A 17,543-nucleotide genomic window follows, 5' to 3' on the forward strand; every position below is an offset into this window, starting at 1 on the left:
CAGGTGAGCTCACTCACTTCTCGCAGTTCGATCGCGACAGCGGCACGCATTGTTGTCAAGGTCGGTTCCTCGTCATTGACATCTGTTGCTGGCGGGATCGACGAAGAGGCGCTGACGAAGCTGGCGGCTGTGCTTGCACAGCGCCAGCTGGCCGGGTCCGAGATCATTCTGGTTTCCTCGGGTGCCATTTCTGCAGGTTTGTTGCCTCTGGGACTGTCCAAGCGGCCCAAGGACCTGGCCACTCAACAGGCTGCTGCCAGCGTGGGGCAGGGCCTGTTGATGGCGCACTACAACCGGGCCTTCGCATCGCATGGTGTGACAGCCTCACAGGTCCTCCTGACGGCTGAAGACCTTTCTCGGCGGCATCAGTATGTCAACGCCCACCGGGCCTTGGAGCGTCTGCTGCACTTGGGCGTGGTGCCGATTGTTAATGAAAATGACACGGTTGCCACGCATGAGATCCGTTTTGGCGATAACGACAGGCTGGCTGCCCTGGTGGCCCACCTGATCAAGGCCGACGCCTTGGTGCTGCTCTCCGACGTCGACTCCCTTTATGACGGACCTCCTTCGGAAGGGGCCACCCGCATCAGTCAGGTGGATTCCGCCGAAGACCTCGAAGGCATTGTCATAGGCAGTGCCGGCAAGGCAGGGATCGGCACCGGCGGCATGGCCACCAAGGTCCAGGCGGCCATGATCGCAGCCGAAACCGGAATCCCGGCACTTGTCACCTCCACTGACCAAGCAGCGCAAGCCTTGGCGGGGGAGGACGTGGGAACGTGGTTCGGCATTAACGGCAACAAGCGCCCCGTCCGCATGCTCTGGCTGGCTCACTTGGCTGACATTCGTGGCCGTTTGGTCTTGGACGACGGCGCCGTCCGTGCTGTGGGGGAGCGGAACAAATCGCTCCTGCCAGCCGGCATCACGGCCGTTACAGGTGATTTCGACGCCGGAGATGCGGTAGAAATCAGCGACTCCGAAGGCAATGTTTTTGCCCACGGTCTGGTGAACTACCGGCATTCGGACCTGCCGCAAATGCTGGGACGCTCAACCAAGGCGTTAGCCAAAGAATTGGGTCGCGAGTTTGAGCGTGTTGTGGTCCATGTAGACGATCTGGTCTTGCTCAACGCCTAGGCTGGCTGCGGCCCCCATCACAGCGCGGTGAGCGCCGGTACCTTAGACTTGGGTCATGACCGAGCAGATTGTTGAAGTTAATGTCGCCTCTGAAGTTAAGGCGATCACCGACCGCGCCCGCAGGGCCGCCCGCCGCATGGCTGGAGCGAACCGTGCCTGGAAAGACAAGGGGCTGCGTGCCATTGCCAAGGCATTGGTGGCGAACCAGGAAATCATTTTGGCAGCTAACGCCAAGGACGTGGCCGCAGGCCGGGTAAACGGCACCTCGGTCCCCATGCTCGATCGGCTGACCTTGACCAAACCGCGGATGCAGGGTCTGGCCGATGCGCTGGAAAACCTGGCAACCTTGCCCGATCCCGTCGGCAACGTGGTGCGGGGGCAGACACTTCCCAACGGTTTGCGCATGCGCCAGATCAACGTGCCTATGGGGGTTGTGGCCGCCATCTATGAGGCACGTCCCAACGTCACGGTAGACATCGCCGGACTTGCGCTCAAGAGCGGCAACGCCGTTATTCTGCGCGGAGGCACTGCCGCGGCAAACACCAACAAGGCGCTTCTGAGCATCCTGCGGGATGCCCTCGATTCTGTCGGCCTGCCCTCGGACGCCGTTCAGTCCGTGGATCAGTTCGGCCGCGAGGGTGCCAACTTGATCATGAAGGCTCGCGGTGCCGTGGACGTGCTCATTCCCCGTGGCGGCCGCGATCTCATCCAAACAGTCGTCAACAATTCATCCGTCCCCGTCATTGAAACGGGGGAGGGTAATGTGCACATCTTCATCGACGCCAGTGCGAAGGAAGAGATGAGCGTGGACATTTTGCTCAACGCCAAGACTCAGCGTCCCAGCGTCTGCAACGCTGTTGAAACGCTGCTGGTGCACAAGGACAGCAAAGTCCTTTCGCCGGTACTTTCGGCGCTGGTGAAGGCCGGGGTCCGGCTGCACGTTGACCCGCGTGTACAGGCGGTGCTGCCCGCAGGAATCACGGCGGAGGCTGCCACCGACGAGGACTGGGCCACCGAATACATGGACCTGGACTTGGCCGTAAAAATGGTCGATTCCATGGATGAGGCCATCAAGCACATCCGTACATGGACCACCGGACACACCGAAGCCATTTTGACCAACGATCTCGCCAATGCTGAGAAGTTTATTGCTGAGGTTGATTCCGCAGCCGTCATTGTCAATGCCAGCACCCGATTTACCGACGGCGGAGAACTCGGACTCGGTGCTGAAGTAGGTATTTCCACTCAGAAACTTCATGCCCGCGGGCCCATGGGGCTCTCGGAACTGACTACCACCAAGTGGATCGTGCAAGGCGAAGGCCAAGTTCGGGGCTAACTAGCCAAAAATGTGGGTCCAACCACTTGGACCCTAGAAAAGTGGCTCAGTGTGGCGCACACGGCGTTGATGGTGCGCCACGGTGAGCCGATTGCACGTACCATTAGAAGAAATACAAGCAACAATTGGCTAGGTGCGGAGAAAAAACCGCCCGGCCGCGTACCCAAGGGGAGAAATAATGCTGACCCAGCTTGCCGGCGTCGTACTGGCCGCCGCAGAAGAACACGAACTCGCGCCGTTGATTGCGCCGCCGTTTGTGGTTGGCGGCGTCATGCTTGCTGGCCTGTTGTTGCTGATGTTTGTGACGGTGTCGTTCATGAACTTGGGTAACCGTCACGCGGCCGTTCCGGAGACGGAAGATCCGCACCGCCAGCACACCAACAAGCACCTGCACGGCCACGACTCGGCGTCCTCCAATCACTGAGGAAACTCTCCGGGTATCTTCGGTTGAAGGTACCCGGGACCGTCTCCGGGTTGGAGTCATGGGTGGCACGTTCGATCCGATCCACCATGGACACCTTGTTGCAGCAAGTGAAGTTGCAAGCGTTTTTGAACTTGATGAAGTAGTTTTTGTGCCCACCGGCCAGCCTTGGCAAAAAGCCAAGGACCAGGTCAGTGCCGCTGAACACCGTTACTTGATGACAGTGATTGCCACGGCAGCGAATCCGCGGTTCACCGTCAGCAGGGTGGACATTGACCGTCCGGGTCTCACCTACACCATTGATACGCTGCGGGATTTGCACAAAGCACGTCCCGACGCGGACCTCTTCTTCATTACAGGTGCCGATGCCATGGCCCAGATCATGTCATGGAAAGACAATGATGAGCTGTGGGATCTAGCCCATTTTGTGGGTGTCACCCGTCCCGGGCATGTGCTCGATGACAGGGGCCGAACCGATGTAAGTTTGCTGGAAGTGCCCGCGATGGCGATCTCTTCCACCGACTGCCGCAAACGCGTGGCAGAGCAAAACCCCGTTTGGTATCTAGTTCCAGACGGCGTGGTGCAATATATTGCCAAGTATGGGCTGTACGTGCAACCCGGCGCAGATGCCAGTGCAGGCATGCTGCCGGTGACCAAAGAGAACCGAATGAGTAAGTGATGAGCAAGGAAACAGAGCCGATTCTCAGCCGCAGGCAAATGCGCGAGAAGTCGGCAAAGACAACTGGCGCCCCGGAGAAATCTGCGGCGCCTGCCGGCGTTGCGCCTGTTTCGCCTACCCCTGCCGCACCTGAGGCGCCTGCACCTGGGGTGCCCGTATCCGAGGCGCCTGCACCTGAGTTGCCCGTCAAGACGCCTCCGGCCTCCGATGCAGCACTGCCGCGTGAACGCGAATCCCAGATCAGAGCACGTGACAGGGCCGCGTTGCGGGCCTTCAAGGAGCTCGCTGATTCGCCGGCCCAGGATCCGTTGCCGTCACGAAAGGCGCTGCGTCAGGCTCAGCTCGACGCCGAGCGTGCCCCCATCACCGCTCTGAACCCCGTGGTGTCCGTCAGGGCAACAGCAGCTACGGTCACCAGTTCCCCGCCAACGAAGCCGCCCACACAGCCCCGCCCCGGAGTTGTCAGGCCTACGGACGATGCCGCAGTTGATGGCGCTTCGGTCACCGTTGCGGTACCGGCGCCCGTGCCTGCGCCGCGAACCAGGGGAGGCCGCCGGGCCGCTGCCAATGGCAAGTTTGTCGCTCCCGTCCGTTCCGCCACCGGGCAAGGCGAGAATCATCGTGATGATGATGCTGCGGCCCAGACGGTTACCCCTGCAGCAGTTAACGTGCCCAGCCCCCCGACGACGAAGCCGGGCAGTGGATCGGTGTCTTCTGTAGCTCCAGAAGTTGCCGCGTTGACTGTGTCTGAAGCACCCACTCTGGAAGCAGTCGCGGATGCCGCACAGGCGCCAGGCGCGGACACCTCGAACACGGAGGGGCAGCACGCAGCTGAGCCCAGTGCTCATGTCCCGCCCCTGCCCGGTCTTGTGCCTGGCGGCGACTATTACCCAAACTCGGCTGGCCCTCCTGTGGCCCCAAGCACCCAAGACCTGCAACTTCTCGCTGCAGAAAAGGCAGAGGCTGAGCGGACAGCCATTTTGGCCCAGCGTGCCCAAGCCCGTGAACGGCTGGCACAGGAGAACGCCAAGAACCGTCGACCCGCGGCGGATCCCACGGCAACCAACAATCTGGCCATGGTCACGCCCCTGGAATTCATTGATGTTCCGGGGATTGACCGGCCAGTAATGCGTCCGCCCTCCACTACCCATGTGCCGATCGTGACGCGCAGCACCCCGCGCCAGGTACCGGCACGGCCAACGGGCCCGGTTCCTGATAAGAGAAATCCTGCCGCAACGCCGGAGCGTCCGGCGGGTTCTGGGCAGGGTGCACCACATCGTGGAGCATCTGGAACGAGTGTTCCCAACGTCAGTGCCGAACGGTTCGATGCAGCTTTGGCAGCACGTGCAGCGCACAGACCAGGTCCGGGAAACCGTCCCTTGACGGGTGGCCGAAGCAGCACGCTGAAGCGTGCCGAGGCCATGGCAGCCGTGGATCACGGTGCCTCTGTGGCTGTTCCGTCACCGGTATCCGCGGCACGTCCCAGTGCGCAGCCGATAAAGGCAGCCGCTGATACGGCGCCGGTGCAACGCTCACAAATGCCGCCCATGCCCGCGGATTACGCCCACGGGCTGGAACCGCTGGATGCCATGACTGCTGGGTTGGGCCGCACGCAGCGCAATCTCTTCATTCAGTGGGGCAGCATCATTCTTGGCGGCGCGGCTTTCGTGGCTGGAGCCATCATGGTCTTGACCAACATTCTTAACTAGTTTTTTACAACAATCAAAGGAACACCAGTGACAGCAACACAACAGTCCATTGACCTGGCACGCGCTGCGGCGCGGGCAGCATCGGACAAACTGGCTCAGGATGTGACAGCCATCGACGTCAGTGAGCGTCTGGCCATCACCGATATCTTCTTCATCGCCTCCGCTCCCACCGAGCGTCAGGTTAACGCCATCGTTGACGGTATCGAAGACGAATTGCACAACTTTGGTCTGCGTCCGGTTCGCCGCGAAGGACGGTCAGGTGGCCGTTGGGTCCTGCTCGACTATGCCGACATCGTTATCCACGTGCAGCACGAAGAGGACCGTGTCTTCTACGCCCTGGAGCGGCTCTACGGGGAATGCCCCGTCATCGACCTGCAGCTTGATGCGGCCGACCCGTCGGTTGCCCCTGCCGCAGAGTAATGAGAAGACCAGAATCAGCACTCTGAATTGCCCCGTGTGGGGCTCTGGATGGGACATTATCACTTGATGGTTAACCACTCACCTGGGCGTTCAGTCCTGCAGCCCGCCGGTCCACGCCGGCGGGTGATTTTTTGGCGCCACGGCCGTACATCGTGGAATGCTGCCGGACGCTTCCAAGGACAAAGCGACATTCCCCTGGATGACGTTGGCGCCTCTCAGGCGAGCCGAGCAGCGGCCCTACTCGCCGGTAAATTGGGTCCTGCCAGCAATGCAGAACACGCTGTGCGGATCATTTCCTCGGATCTGTCCCGCGCCTACTCCACTGCACAGGAATTAGCTTCGTTAACCGGCGCACCGGTCGTGGCGGATCCGCGCCTGCGGGAAACCTTTGGCGGGGAGTGGGAGGGTAAGACCTTCGAGGAGATCATCTCCAGCTATCCCGAACAAATTAAGCTCTGGCAGCGTGATGAGCCAGGTGTCCGGGCCGGTGGGGGAGAGACCCGCGTTGAAGTGGCACAGCGGATGGTGGACGCCGTTTTGGACAGTGTGGCGGAATTGCCCGACGGCGGCACTTTGGTCGTGGCCACACACGGCGGGGCTACCCGGGTGGCCCTGGCTAAGATCCTGGGTCTGCCCGAGCCATTGTGGCGCACGCTGTCCGGTCTCTCCAACTGCCATTGGTCAGTGGTTGAAACTGCTGATCCTGCTGATGCAGGGACGGCGGTGGGGCGCTGGCGATTGCTTGAACACAATGTCGGAACGCTTCCGCAGCCCTATCAAACACCCGAAGATCTAGCCGAACCGGTGGAGGACTAACGTCCAAGACAATCGCCGATTTGGCACTACGCCAAAACGTGCTCTAAGATAGACAGGTTGCTTCAGCCAAGACCGACAGGTCAGGGAAAAAGCAACAAGGCAACAAAGTGTTTGGGGCTGTGGCGCAGCTGGTAGCGCACCTGCATGGCATGCAGGGGGTCAGGGGTTCGAGTCCCCTCAGCTCCACCAAACACACCGAGAAGTGGAAACACTAAACGGTGCGTTATAACTGAATATCGAAAAGTTTTGGGGCTGTGGCGCAGCTGGTAGCGCACCTGCATGGCATGCAGGGGGTCAGGGGTTCGAGTCCCCTCAGCTCCACCAAAACAAAGTCCGGCCATCTACTTCGTAGGTGGCCGGACTTTTTGCACGCCCAAGAAATCCAAGGACGGCCGGATGGCCGCGCTGCCGGGCAGCCGCACTACCGGACGGCCAGGATTGGGATCTGGGCTGCGCACTCAGCGGGCACAAATTCACCAAGATCGTGCCCGCAGTGGCACAATGATGGCGTGTCCACGCCAGAATCTCCTCTCATTCCCGCCCCCTGCAACTTTGAGCCGATGCCATGAGATGCCCCTGTCACAGCGGTGAGCTGTTCGAGAGCTGCTGCGCTAAATACCTCACGGTTACTGTTGGCGGGCAGCCCGGCTACCCGCCCACGGCTGAAGCGTTGATGCGTTCGCGCTTTAGTGCCTTCGCCCTGAACGATGCGGACTATCTCCTGCGCACCTGGCACTCGGATGAACGCCCGGAGTCGCTGGAGCTGGATCCCGATCAGCAGTGGTACCTGCTGGAAATCCTCGGCACGCAACGCGGCGGCCCCTTTGATAGCGATGGCGTGGTCACCTTCCGCGCGCACTACCGCTCGGCTGCCAACCGGAAGCTGCGTGATTCTTTCACGGAAACCAGCAGCTTCGCCAAAGTCGGCAAACAGTGGCTGTACGTCAAAGCACTAGATCTTCAGTAGTCTCCCTCGTCGGCTGGGCCAGGTTCTGGCGCAGCCAATCATGAGGGGCCCAGATTATTCTTGACCTCCATATTGCGCACATCAATCATGTTCCACGCGAACTTGCGCCGGACCGCAAACGCTAAGGTCACAGCCGGGTTCAAGTAAGCGCCGCTGACACCGCCAGCAACATGGACACCCAGCACCACAGCCAAGGCCCAACCCCCACGTGATCAGCAGCCAGTCCCCGGCGGCCATGAAAATCGTTGTGTCAGTGGCAGCACGGCTACTGCCCGGAAATGCCACGACGGCCATAGCGACTACCCCGTCACCAAAACAAATCAAGACGAACGTGCCGAGGAATTCCGCGAGCAGTTCTCCCCACACTCCGCCCAGACGTTTGACTCCGCTGCCATCCCGAACGCTTCTGCGCTGCTGTGATTTCAGGCACGCTGAGGTGTGGGGGAACGTTTCGCCAGATCGCCAAAACACGGCACGGTAGAGTTGACCGGTGGAGGAAAATAGCGCTAACCCAGGCACCCGAGTCGACTCAGGCCAGCCAGTCAGTACTGTCACGGCAGGTAGTGGCAGTAGTAACAGCCTTGCCTTTGATTTTGGGCAGTTGCGGAGGTTTCCCGACATTGAGGCGGCGAACCTCTTTGCCCACGACCCCACCGATGAGTTGATCCTGAGGGAGGCGGCCAGTGCCCTGGCAATATCCGACGGCGGACACGTCGCCATTGTGGGGGACCGGTACGGCGCGCTGACCCTTGCCACCGCTTCGATCCACGGGCTCACGTCTTTGCGTGTCCATCAAGATGGGCTCTCTGGCGAGCGTGCCTTGGCGGGCAACGCAGAACGGGCCGGTCTTTCCGGGCAATACACATCCATGGCCCTGGGGCCGGAACTGTTCGCCAATGCCCAGGTGGTGCTGTGGCAGCTGCCACGCAGCCTCGAGGAACTTTCTGAGATAGCGCAGCTCATTAGCGCCCATGCTGCTGCGGACGTGCAGGTTTTTGCCGGCGGTCGCATCAAACACATGACCTTGGCCATGAACACCGTATTGGCGGCACACTTCTCTTCGGTGGTCCCCGGCCGAGCCTGGCGAAAGTCCCGCCCGCTCACGGTGACCGGTCCGGTGCAGGAGGGCACGGCGTCGAGCTTCCCGAAACGGGAATTCCACGCCGATGCGCGGCTCTGGCTGTGCTCCCACGGGGCAACGTTTGGCGGCACAAAGATTGATGTTGGCACCCGCTTCCTGCTCGAATTCCTGCCGGAGATGCGTCAGGACGCGGCCGTGGCCATTGACCTGGGATCAGGCAACGGCACCATCTCCGCGGCGCTGGCGCAGGCCCGGCCGGAATTGACGGTCATCGCCACGGACCAATCGGCCGCCGCTGTTGCCTCCACGAAAGCCACCGCGCTGGCCAACGGCTTGGCGGATCGGATTCAAGCCGTGCGCGATGACGCGCTGGCAGGATTCGCCGCAGGATCGGCCGATCTGATAGTTCTCAACCCGCCGTTCCACGTTGGTGCCACCGTTCATGCGGGCATTGCCCACAAGCTATTCGCTGCGGCATCCCGCGTCCTGGCGCCCGGGGGAGAGCTGTGGTGCGTGTACAACAGGCACCTGGACTACAAGGGTGCATTGGCAAAAACAGTGGGGGAAACGCGCGTGGCCGGACGCAATAGCAAGTTCACTGTCACGGTATCCATCAAGACTTGAGTCAGCAAGCGCCTAAACAGAAGTTCTACAGCCCGTCGTGGCGTGCACCTGTACATGCTTGCGCCGGGGTAATCTGGCAGCTGGGAATGGTGGGGGACGGCATTGCCCAAACAGCTGGTAGCCACCAGCGCATGATTTTTCAAGGAGAAACAAGTTGGGTGTTCCTGAGTTGGTTGTGCCGCAGCGCCGCCGCGGTACAAACCTCCCCAAAATGGGCGATTTCAACCAGGCAGTGATCTTGGATTCCATCAGACGGTCCGAAGAAGGCCTGAGCCGTGTTGAATTGGCAGCCTCGGCCGGTTTGGCCGCTCAGACCGTGTCCAACATTTGCCGCCGCCTGCTGGATTCAGAACTGATCATGGAAGCTGGCAAGGAGACCTCCGGTCCCGGCAAGCCACGCACCATTTTGCGCCTGAATCCCAAAGGCATGTACGCGATTGGCCTCCACATTGACCCTGCACTGACCAGCTATGCCTTGTTGGACGCCGTGGGCTCCGTTCTGGTTTCCGTGGATGAATCCACCGATCTCAGCAGTCCGCCAGCGGAAGCCGTAGCCGCCATGGGACGGCGCATCCGCCAAATCATTGCAGACTCGGGCATTCCCGAGCAAAGGATTGCCGGCGTAGGCGTTGCCACGCCTGGCCCCGTGGATGCCAGCAGTGGAACCGTTGTTGACCCGCCCCATATGACCGGGTGGCACCGGGTACCCCTGCGCGATATCCTGCAGGAGACCACCAAACTTCCCGTCGTCATGGACAAAGACGTCACGGCCGCGGCCGTCGCCGAGCTGTGGGCCGGGGCCGACGCCAGCGCTACCGACTTCATCTTTGTCTACATTGGAACAGGCATCGGAGCAGGCTTGGTGCTCAATGACGAAGTGGTCCGCGGCGCCTCAGGCAACGTGGGCGAGATCGGGCACATCATTACCGATCCGGACGGGCCGCCGTGCGATTGCGGACGCCGCGGCTGTGTCAAGGTCACGTGTATGCCCGAAACGCTGGTTGCTCAGGCCCGTGCGGCCGGAGCCCTGCCGGGAATCGCCGAGGGGCAAACGCCGTCGTTGCCCGATGACGTGGCCGCCCTGGTGGCAGCCGCTGCCGAAGGTAATTCTGCTGCCAAGGACGTGTTGGCGCAGTCCGCGCGCCGCTTGGCTGGTGCCGTTTCAGTCTTGACCAACTTGTTGGATGTGGAACGGGTGGTTTTCGGCGGGCCCTTCTGGCCGGCCCTGGCACCCACGTATCTGGCCCAGATGCCAGCGCTCTTGACTCACCTCAGCGTCACGGACAGCGTTCATTCTGTGGACGTTGCAGGCACCATTGTGAACTCGGGGGAGGAAGCCTTTGGGGCGGCCTGCTTGGTCATGGAAAAGACCTTCAGCCCCAGGGCAGCCCAGCTGTTGTTGGACTCCAAAGGCTAAGCAGCGACCGGCCCAACCTCCGGGCGGGAAACGCTTTGGGGCAGCTGAGCAGCCTACTGCGGCCCAGCCAAGATTAGTCCGGGCCCTCGACGATCTCGCCAAAGGGGATGGCAGGATCTGTGTGGGCTTGCAGCACATGCGGATTCAGCACGATCCGCACCCCATGGTCTTTCTCGGCAACTGATTGCTGCAATACCGGTAGGACGGTGGCAATAAAGTTCTCGTCCTTGCCCTGCAGATACGCCTCATAAACAGCTGGTAACTGGCTCATGAACCTTACTGTAGTCCGTGCAATCATGCGTGGACAGGGGTGTATGGGAAGTTCTCCCCATTGCGGCTGGACCCTAGAAGGTATGAACTGGTCTGTATGATCTGCCCTTGATCCGTGTCTGATGAAAGGTTCCACCATCGTGATTTCAACTAGCGTGAGCTCGTCCCTTGATCAGGCCGAGCTAGCGCAAGCGCAGCAGGTCATCGGCAATATTTCTCGAAGCTTTGAGCACAAGGTAGTGGGGCAGCAACGCCTGCGCGAGACCCTGCTGATCTCGCTCATGACCGGTGGGCACGTGTTGCTTGAATCCGTGCCGGGCCTGGCCAAGACCACTGCCGCGCAGACCTTGGCGGAATCAGTAAGCGCCCTGTTTCATAGGATCCAGTGCACCCCCGATTTGCTGCCAAGTGACATTGTGGGCACTCAAATCTACGACGCCGCACAGGGAACCTTTGTCACGCAGTTGGGCCCGGTGCATGCCAACATCGTTCTCCTAGATGAAATTAACAGATCCAGTGCCAAAACGCAGTCGGCCATGCTTGAGGCCATGCAGGAGCGTCAGACGACCATCGGTGGCCACGTCCACCACTTGCCGCAGCCGTTCATGGTCATGGCCACCCAGAATCCCATTGAGCAAGAAGGAACCTACCAGCTTCCGGAAGCCCAGATGGACAGGTTCATGCTCAAGGATGTGCTGGACTATCCCAGCCCCGTTGAGGAAGCCGAAGTGATCCGGCGCATTGATTCCGGCGTGTTCCTGGCGGGCGCAACACCAGCGCCGGTCGCTGACCTGGCGGACATTCGGGCCCTGCAGGAGAGCGTCAAAAAAGTTTATCTGGACCCGGCCCTGATTAACTACATTGTTGGCCTGGTCTACGTGACCCGGCACGCTGCACAATACATTGATCCGGCGTTGGCCAAGCTCATTGAATTTGGGGCCAGCCCCCGTGCCAGCATTGCGTTCACCCAGGCGGCCAGGGCTCTGGCGTTGCTGCAGGGCCGCGACCATGTCATCCCGGAAGACATCAAGGCTCTGGCAGATCGAGTGTTGCGGCACCGGATCATCATGGGCTTTGAAGCAGTGGCGGAAAACGTTGGCGTCGAAAAGGTGATTGCCGCCATCGTTGACTCCGTTCAAACGCCGTAAGCTGCTGTGACAACACTGTTAACGGGCGTCAAAGCCAAAATGTATATCTTTGCCCACCGCCGGGCCCGCGGCGTGCTCGACGGCGAATACGCCTCCATTTTCCGTGGCCGCAGTCTGGATTTCGATGACCTGCGCGAGTACGTGCCCGGCGATGAGATTCGTGACATCGATTGGAAAGCCACAGCCCGTGTGGGGACGCCGCTGATCAAGCGTTACGTGGCCACCCGCAGGCAGCAGGTTCTCTTCGTGGCAGATACCGGCCGAAATATGGCTGCTACATCCCGCGGCGGTGATATCAAAAAGAACATTGCCGTCATGGTCATGGGTGTCATGGGTCTGCTGGCTACCAGGCACGGTGACTCCGTGGCGCTGGTTCATGGCCACGGCGCGACCACCTCATCCCTGCCGGCCAAAGGTACTGAAAGTCATGTGGAGAACGTGTTGCGGAACATGGATGCCGCCTCGCTGGAGCGCGGGTCCAGCGACCTGTGCGCACGGCTGGAATACGCCGCCTCCCACATCAAGACCCGCACCCTCATGGTGGTCATCGCTGATGAGATCGCCTCTGATGAGCGCCTAGCCAAGATCCTGCGGCGTCTAAAAGCTCAGCATGAAATCCTCTGGGTGGAAATTGCCGACGCCGTTCTGGCTGGCCCTGATGCGGTCCATAACGCGGACGGCGTGGGCACAGATGTGCAGGGGATGGAGCAGGTGCTGTTGCTTCTGGCCAGCGAACCGGAACTTGCCCGCCACTATGCGCAAGCAACGGCGGAACGCGCCTACGGCCTGGCCGAACTGCTCAAGTCCAATGGCATTGCGCAGGCCCGCATTGGCGCAACGGAGGACGTTATGAAGCAGGTCTTTGCGCTGCTGGAAAGGCACCGTCGTGCACGCTGAAGGAGAATTTTATGCGCCACTTGGCTACTCGCTGTGGTGGCCGCTGCTCGGGGTGCTGCTGCTCATTCTGTGCGCCGGTGCTGTGGCCTGGATCTGGGTTGCCACGAAGCCTGCCAGCAGCACGGGGGTACCGGATTTTGTAGCGCCCCGGAATCCTTCTGCCGTCAAGGAAAAGTACGGGGCCCTGATTGTGGACATTCAAAACCGGCACGACGCCGGAGCCTTGGATGTGCGTTCGGCCCACCTTGAACTGAGCCTGGCCGTGCGCACCTTTGTGCACGAGATGACAGGGCTCAAGACCCAACGCATGACCCTGGCCCAGCTGCGCGAACACCGGCTGCCATTGGCCGGTGACGCCGTGGAACTGTTTTACCCGGGCGAGTTTTCCCGGGCCGGCGGAAACTCGCCCGTGGCGGACTCGGCGCAGACCGCTAAGAATGTGGTGTCCGAATGGCGCTGAAATATTGGTGGCTCCTGGCCCTGGGACTTGCTGCTCTCGCCGCTGTTGTGGTGGTCTTGTGGCGTCGTCGTACAGCCACCAGTAACCATCTTCCGGTGGCCCATGCCGAGCGGCTCACAGCCCTTCCGTCATACCAGCGCGCCGTGAAACGGCGCAGGAAGTGGCTCACCACAGCCGTGGCCGCCGTAGCCGTACTGGCGGTGTCGCTCCTAGTGGCAGCGGCACGCCCCGTCACCGAACGCACCAGCATTCCCGAACAGCTCAACCGGGACATTATTTTGTGCCTGGACGTCTCCGGTTCAATGCTGGACACCGACGAAGCGATTGTGAGTGTGTTTGCCAAGCTGGTGGAAAAATTCAAGGGCGAACGGATTGGCCTGACCATTTTTGATTCAACCGCTGTCACGGTGTTCCCGCTCACGGACGATTATGATTTTGTGGCCGAAGAGCTCAAGATCGCCCAGAAGGCGCTGAGTGTGGATTCCGCCTCCTTTGAGTACTTTGCTGGCACCTACGAGGCACCAGGGTCCTCGCTTATTGGTGACGGACTGGCCAGTTGTATCAACGGCTTCCCCGCCGTCGCCGACTCGAAACGGTCCAGATCGGTGGTCCTGGCTACCGACAACCTGTTAGCCGGAAAGCCACTCTTTAGCTTGTCTGAAGCCACTTCCTTGGCCCAGAAGGCGGACATTCGGATCTACGCCTTGAACCCTAATGACTACGGGGCCGACACGCTGTTTGGCAAAGCCGCGGATGGTCTTAAAAAGACTGCCTCGGTGACTGGCGGTGCCTACTATGCCCTGAAGTCTGAGTCAGCGGTTCCTGCCATTGTGCAAAAAGTACAGGCCACAGAAGCGGCACTCCTCAAGGGAGCTCCCCAGCGCACCTTGTTGGATAATCCTGGCTGGCCACTGGGGGTGGCCCTGGTGTCCTTGCTGGTTTTGCTCACCGCGGGCTGGAGGCTGCGGCGATGACTCTCCTTCCGATCTTGCCGATCTGGCTCTTCATAATCCTGGCTGTGCTGCTGGTGGCCGGAGCCACCTTCTTACTGGCCAAGGGTGCCACGCCAGCACGCTGGCGTTATAGTGCTTTGGTGGTGCTCGTGCTGATTGCCGGTGCACGTCCGGGGCTGGTGGGCGCCAGCGCACCCGTGGCGAACACCGAACTCAATGTGTACTTTGTGGTTGACGTAACACCCAGTGTTGCCGCCGAGGATTACAACGGAAAATCACCGCGGTTGGACGGCATGAAGGAAGATATCCGGGCTCTCGCCACCGAACTGGCCGGGGCCCGGTTCTCACTGCTCACCTTCGACTCCACCGCGCAGGTAACCATGCCCCTGACCACCGATGCCACGGCACTGGACACGATGACCCAAGTCCTCACGCCCAAGGCCGTGTACATCTCCCAAGGGAGCAGTATCAGCGTGGCCAACCAACTCCTGGCCCAGAGGCTGGCCGCAGCAGCCAAGGCTCACCCCGAACGGCCGCGCTTGGTGTTTTATTTGGGCGACGGCGAACAGACAGCGGATTCTGCCCCGGAGCCATTTAAAGAAAATGTGGAGCTGATTGACGGCGGTGCCGTGCTCGGTTACGGGACCGAAGCGGGGGCAAAAATGCGCGAATTCAGCTTCAGCAGCGGTTCCCCCGGTGGTTACATCTTGGACAAGTCAAAAAACTACCAACCCGCCATTTCACGCATTGACGAGAAGGCACTGGCCGGCATAGCCGAGCAGTTGCATGTGCCCTACGTCCACCGAGACCAGCCAGGGAACATTTCCGCGGCATTGGGGAAAGCGAGCCCGAAGGCAACCGCCTCCGCACCCGAGGGAATGGACTCACGCCCCGGTGCTGGGCGCACGGAGCTGTACTGGATCTTTGCTTTGGCCGCCTTTGGGGTAGCAGCCTGGGAACTTGTTTCACTCAACCGTGCCTACCGGCAGATGCGAAACCCGGGTAAGGAGCGCTCATGATGAACCCTCAAGCGTTGGATCAAACGTTGGATAAGAGTCCGTCCGCAAAAACCTCACCCATCGGATCCGACACCACTGCCACGCCCGGTGCCCCTTCCCTGCAAGCTGCTGCCCGGCACAGACGGCGCAAGCTGTTACTCATGGCCGCCCCAGCGGTCCTGGTCACCGCAGTGGTGGCACTGAAACTGCTCAGCCTGCCTCTGGCCGCTGGGCAGGCAGCACATGCCTACGAGGCCGGCAATGCAGACGGAACGGTCCGCGCCGGACAGTCCATGGGCGTGCTGAATATGGTGGAACGCTACAAATCCCACTTTGCTGTGGGGGATGGGTACGTGCTGCGCGGAGACTTTGCTGCGGCTAAAGAGGAATTTGCCAAAGCCTTGGAACTGGTACCGGCGCAGGAGTCCTGCAAGGTGCGGGTGAACTTGGTGCTCACCCTGGAGAAGCTTGGTGAGGCGAAGGAAAAAGCCGGGGACACGGCGTCGGCCATGGAATTTTTTGCCCAAGGCAGCGAAACAGTGGCGCAGGCACCGCGGGATTGCTTTGCTCCCAGCAGTCCCAACAATGAAGACGGGGAAGGTGATGCTCTCCGTGATGCGGCGAAGCGGCTTCAGGATAAGCAGTCTGCTGCTCAGCCCGGCGGAGAGGGAGGCAAAGACGGCGATGGCAAGTCCGTGCAGCCGGCACCGCCGCCCGCGAGCAAAATGGAGAAGTTGAAGGAGTCCGGCCAGAAGGCGCAGGCCGAACGTAACAAGGGCGAGAAGGTGGATGAGTTTTTGGAACAGGATCCCGAACCGCACGCAAAACCGTGGTGACGGCATAATTAAGGGAACCATCAACGGCGTTCAATGGTGCACTAATTCGATTTGCTGGCCCCAAAGCTACCGTTGACCGAACGGGATTGGCGAAATATTCCGTAAAGTCTCGTAGTAATTCGATTGCCAGCTTGCATGGGGAGAACGGGGCTGCCTATAGTGGACACACGTTAGCTCCTCAACGTGTGTCAGCGACCTTCGGATCAATCGAGGGTGTGGGTGCCCCCATGTGGGCCTGACATTTGCTCGCGGATCAAGCCACTGAATGCGCCATTTTGCGCAGTCTAGCGCTTGCCTCCGTATGTTTTCTTCGAAAATGTGACTGTTGCTCCCTGTAGGTGTTCTAGAAGCCTGCGGTGGCAACGGCCAACCCATCCTCAAGGACCCCAGCAAATGTCTCCACCGAGCCTGATACAGGCATCGGCGCAAGCATCGCACAGTGCGCCGATTGCCCTCTCTTATGAACTTTTCCCGCCCAAGACTGATATCGCCGAGTCCACGTTATGGGACACCATTCGCGCATTGGAAACCACCAATCCGGACTATGTTTCCGTCACCTACGGCGCCAATGGTAGTAACCGTGACACAGCAGTTGAACTGCTCCACCGGCTCCTGAGGGAGACCTCCCTTTTGCCACTGGCGCACTTGACGTGCGTTGGGAACACGGCAGATGAACTGGCGGAGATCGTCACGGAGCTGTTGGACCATGGCGTCCGTGGCATCTTGGCGCTACGGGGGGACTTGCCCCAGAATGCTCCGGCCGAACGTAAAGCCGGTTCACTGAACTACGCCCAGGACCTGATTGAACTGATCCGCCGCGTGGAACAGCGCCGCTCGGCGATGCTGTGTGCCGGGAAGGTGGCCATCGGCGTGGCAGCCTATCCGGCGCGACACCCGGAGTCGCCGTCCATTGAACACGACGTGGAAGTGCTGCTGGCCAAGCAACGCTCAGGTGCTGACTTCGCCATCACCCAGGTGTTCTTCCACGCGGACCAATACAAGAACCTGGTAACCCGGGCCCGCCGCGCTGGAGTCAGCATTCCCTCATTCCCGGGGTCATGCCGTTCACCAGCCTGCGGCGTGTGAAGCGTTTAGGAGACCTGACAGGGGTTGAGCCAAGTGCGCAGCTCCTGGATGATCTGGGTCGCGCCGATGACGCCGCGCAGAGCCGGAAGGTTGGGGTCAAGGCCACAGTGGATTTGGCCAGAGCAGCCCTGGACGCTGGCGCACCCGGCATTCACCTCTACACGTTCAACGAGCACGCAGCAGCTCTTGAAGTTCTGGACAAGCTCCAGCTGCCCCGGCCTGGACGCCCCCACGTAGGCTCCCGAGCCGGCGCATCCCGCCTAGTGCGGGCCTAGCCGCTTCGCCTGGCCACCA

At 60.7% G+C, this 17,543-nt stretch carries 18 protein-coding genes, 2 tRNA genes and 1 pseudogene; 19 read left to right on the forward strand and 2 right to left on the reverse strand.

Features of this window, described 5'->3' with window-relative positions; translation table 11 throughout:
* Positions 1-3 precede the first annotated feature (3 nt).
* From proB to AS189_RS10070, 10 genes are all read left to right on the forward strand, one after another.
* Entirely contained in the window at positions 4-1,131 is a 1,128-nt protein-coding gene (gene proB / locus AS189_RS10025; protein ID WP_237759812.1) for a glutamate 5-kinase, read from the forward strand.
* Between the two features lie 55 nt (positions 1,132-1,186).
* Positions 1,187-2,467, forward strand: a complete 1,281-nt coding sequence (locus tag AS189_RS10030) for a glutamate-5-semialdehyde dehydrogenase (RefSeq protein ID WP_062288241.1) — start codon at positions 1,187-1,189, stop codon at positions 2,465-2,467.
* Between the two features lie 178 nt (positions 2,468-2,645).
* Positions 2,646-2,891: a hypothetical protein gene (locus AS189_RS10035; protein ID WP_104111223.1), complete on the forward strand. Its 246-nt coding sequence runs from the start codon at positions 2,646-2,648 to the stop codon at positions 2,889-2,891.
* On the forward strand, positions 2,884-3,567 hold the full coding sequence (gene nadD, locus AS189_RS10040; protein ID WP_272946752.1) for a nicotinate-nucleotide adenylyltransferase: 684 nt from the start codon (positions 2,884-2,886) through the stop codon (positions 3,565-3,567). Before AS189_RS10035 ends, nadD begins: the two co-directional genes overlap by 8 nt.
* Positions 3,567-5,276: a hypothetical protein gene (locus AS189_RS10045; RefSeq protein WP_062288247.1), complete on the forward strand. Its 1,710-nt coding sequence runs from the start codon at positions 3,567-3,569 to the stop codon at positions 5,274-5,276. The genes nadD and AS189_RS10045 overlap by 1 nt, the downstream gene beginning before the upstream one ends.
* Positions 5,277-5,303: 27 nt before the next feature.
* The gene (gene rsfS / locus AS189_RS10050) at positions 5,304-5,696 is read left to right on the forward strand and encodes a ribosome silencing factor (protein ID WP_062288250.1); all 393 of its coding nucleotides are present in this window, start codon (positions 5,304-5,306) and stop codon (positions 5,694-5,696) included.
* A gap of 66 nt (positions 5,697-5,762) precedes the next feature.
* Complete coding sequence (locus AS189_RS10055; protein WP_062293371.1) at positions 5,763-6,512, forward strand: histidine phosphatase family protein; 750 nt, start codon at positions 5,763-5,765, stop codon at positions 6,510-6,512.
* A 113-nt stretch (positions 6,513-6,625) separates the two neighbouring features.
* Positions 6,626-6,701: transfer RNA gene (locus tag AS189_RS10060), tRNA-Ala, on the forward strand.
* A gap of 59 nt (positions 6,702-6,760) precedes the next feature.
* Positions 6,761-6,836, forward strand: a tRNA-Ala gene (locus tag AS189_RS10065).
* Positions 6,837-7,077: 241 nt separating this feature from the next.
* On the forward strand, positions 7,078-7,479 hold the full coding sequence (locus tag AS189_RS10070; protein WP_062288253.1) for a YchJ family protein: 402 nt from the start codon (positions 7,078-7,080) through the stop codon (positions 7,477-7,479).
* 38 nt (positions 7,480-7,517) lie between these two features.
* On the opposite strand, the gene AS189_RS20485 is transcribed toward AS189_RS10070, so the two are convergent.
* Positions 7,518-7,673 carry an aquaporin gene (locus AS189_RS20485; protein WP_202814082.1) on the reverse strand — a complete coding sequence of 52 codons (156 nt, stop codon included), beginning with the start codon at positions 7,671-7,673 and terminating at the stop codon, positions 7,518-7,520.
* A gap of 296 nt (positions 7,674-7,969) precedes the next feature.
* On the opposite strand from AS189_RS20485, the gene AS189_RS10075 reads away from it, so the two are divergent.
* Together AS189_RS10075 and AS189_RS10080 are read left to right on the forward strand one after the other, a co-directional pair.
* Entirely contained in the window at positions 7,970-9,184 is a 1,215-nt protein-coding gene (locus AS189_RS10075) for a methyltransferase (RefSeq protein WP_082634212.1), read from the forward strand.
* 211 nt (positions 9,185-9,395) lie between these two features.
* Positions 9,396-10,601, forward strand: coding sequence for an ROK family transcriptional regulator (locus AS189_RS10080; protein WP_062293374.1), 1,206 nt, complete (start codon positions 9,396-9,398; stop codon positions 10,599-10,601).
* A 73-nt stretch (positions 10,602-10,674) separates the two neighbouring features.
* Here AS189_RS10080 and AS189_RS10085 read toward each other — a convergent pair whose 3' ends face one another.
* Positions 10,675-10,872 (reverse strand): hypothetical protein, encoded by a 198-nt coding sequence (locus AS189_RS10085; protein ID WP_062288258.1) that lies wholly within the window; start codon positions 10,870-10,872, stop codon positions 10,675-10,677.
* A gap of 139 nt (positions 10,873-11,011) precedes the next feature.
* On the opposite strand from AS189_RS10085, the gene AS189_RS10090 reads away from it, so the two are divergent.
* The 7 genes and pseudogenes from AS189_RS10090 (at position 11,012) to AS189_RS10120 (ending at position 17,524) form a co-directional block, all read left to right on the forward strand.
* A complete protein-coding gene (locus tag AS189_RS10090; protein WP_062293380.1) occupies positions 11,012-12,019 on the forward strand; it encodes an AAA family ATPase in 1,008 nt (335 codons plus the stop codon).
* A gap of 39 nt (positions 12,020-12,058) precedes the next feature.
* Positions 12,059-12,916, forward strand: a complete 858-nt coding sequence (locus AS189_RS10095; protein WP_082634520.1) for a DUF58 domain-containing protein — start codon at positions 12,059-12,061, stop codon at positions 12,914-12,916.
* Positions 12,906-13,376: a hypothetical protein gene (locus AS189_RS10100; protein WP_062288265.1), complete on the forward strand. Its 471-nt coding sequence runs from the start codon at positions 12,906-12,908 to the stop codon at positions 13,374-13,376. The genes AS189_RS10095 and AS189_RS10100 overlap by 11 nt, the downstream gene beginning before the upstream one ends.
* Complete coding sequence (locus tag AS189_RS10105; RefSeq protein WP_062288268.1) at positions 13,367-14,350, forward strand: vWA domain-containing protein; 984 nt, start codon at positions 13,367-13,369, stop codon at positions 14,348-14,350. The genes AS189_RS10100 and AS189_RS10105 overlap by 10 nt, the downstream gene beginning before the upstream one ends.
* Positions 14,347-15,348, forward strand: coding sequence for a vWA domain-containing protein (locus AS189_RS10110; RefSeq protein WP_062288271.1), 1,002 nt, complete (start codon positions 14,347-14,349; stop codon positions 15,346-15,348). Before AS189_RS10105 ends, AS189_RS10110 begins: the two co-directional genes overlap by 4 nt.
* Positions 15,345-16,163, forward strand: a complete 819-nt coding sequence (locus tag AS189_RS10115; protein ID WP_062288274.1) for a hypothetical protein — start codon at positions 15,345-15,347, stop codon at positions 16,161-16,163. The genes AS189_RS10110 and AS189_RS10115 overlap by 4 nt, the downstream gene beginning before the upstream one ends.
* Positions 16,164-16,556: 393 nt before the next feature.
* Positions 16,557-17,524 (forward strand): annotated as a pseudogene (locus tag AS189_RS10120) (methylenetetrahydrofolate reductase).
* Positions 17,525-17,543 lie beyond the last annotated feature (19 nt).

The organism is Arthrobacter alpinus, assembly GCF_001445575.1.
Lineage (GTDB): Bacteria > Actinomycetota > Actinomycetes > Actinomycetales > Micrococcaceae > Specibacter > Specibacter alpinus_C.

What these genes read in the sequence shown, in the direction of transcription:
- AS189_RS10030 (WP_062288241.1), top strand. Translation starts at nt 1,187, where the DNA reads ATGACCGAGCAGATTGTTGAAGTTAATGTCGCCTCTGAAGTTAAGGCG.
- AS189_RS10035 (WP_104111223.1), top strand. Translation starts at nt 2,646, where the DNA reads ATGCTGACCCAGCTTGCCGGCGTCGTACTGGCCGCCGCAGAAGAACAC.
- AS189_RS10045 (WP_062288247.1), top strand. Translation starts at nt 3,567, where the DNA reads ATGAGCAAGGAAACAGAGCCGATTCTCAGCCGCAGGCAAATGCGCGAG.
- AS189_RS10055 (WP_062293371.1), top strand. Translation starts at nt 5,763, where the DNA reads ATGGTTAACCACTCACCTGGGCGTTCAGTCCTGCAGCCCGCCGGTCCA.
- AS189_RS10070 (WP_062288253.1), top strand. Translation starts at nt 7,078, where the DNA reads ATGAGATGCCCCTGTCACAGCGGTGAGCTGTTCGAGAGCTGCTGCGCT.
- AS189_RS10080 (WP_062293374.1), top strand. Translation starts at nt 9,396, where the DNA reads ATGGGCGATTTCAACCAGGCAGTGATCTTGGATTCCATCAGACGGTCC.
- AS189_RS10085 (WP_062288258.1), bottom strand. Translation starts at nt 10,872, where the DNA reads ATGAGCCAGTTACCAGCTGTTTATGAGGCGTATCTGCAGGGCAAGGAC.
- AS189_RS10095 (WP_082634520.1), top strand. Translation starts at nt 12,059, where the DNA reads ATGTATATCTTTGCCCACCGCCGGGCCCGCGGCGTGCTCGACGGCGAA.
- AS189_RS10105 (WP_062288268.1), top strand. Translation starts at nt 13,367, where the DNA reads ATGGCGCTGAAATATTGGTGGCTCCTGGCCCTGGGACTTGCTGCTCTC.
- AS189_RS10110 (WP_062288271.1), top strand. Translation starts at nt 14,347, where the DNA reads ATGACTCTCCTTCCGATCTTGCCGATCTGGCTCTTCATAATCCTGGCT.
- AS189_RS10115 (WP_062288274.1), top strand. Translation starts at nt 15,345, where the DNA reads ATGATGAACCCTCAAGCGTTGGATCAAACGTTGGATAAGAGTCCGTCC.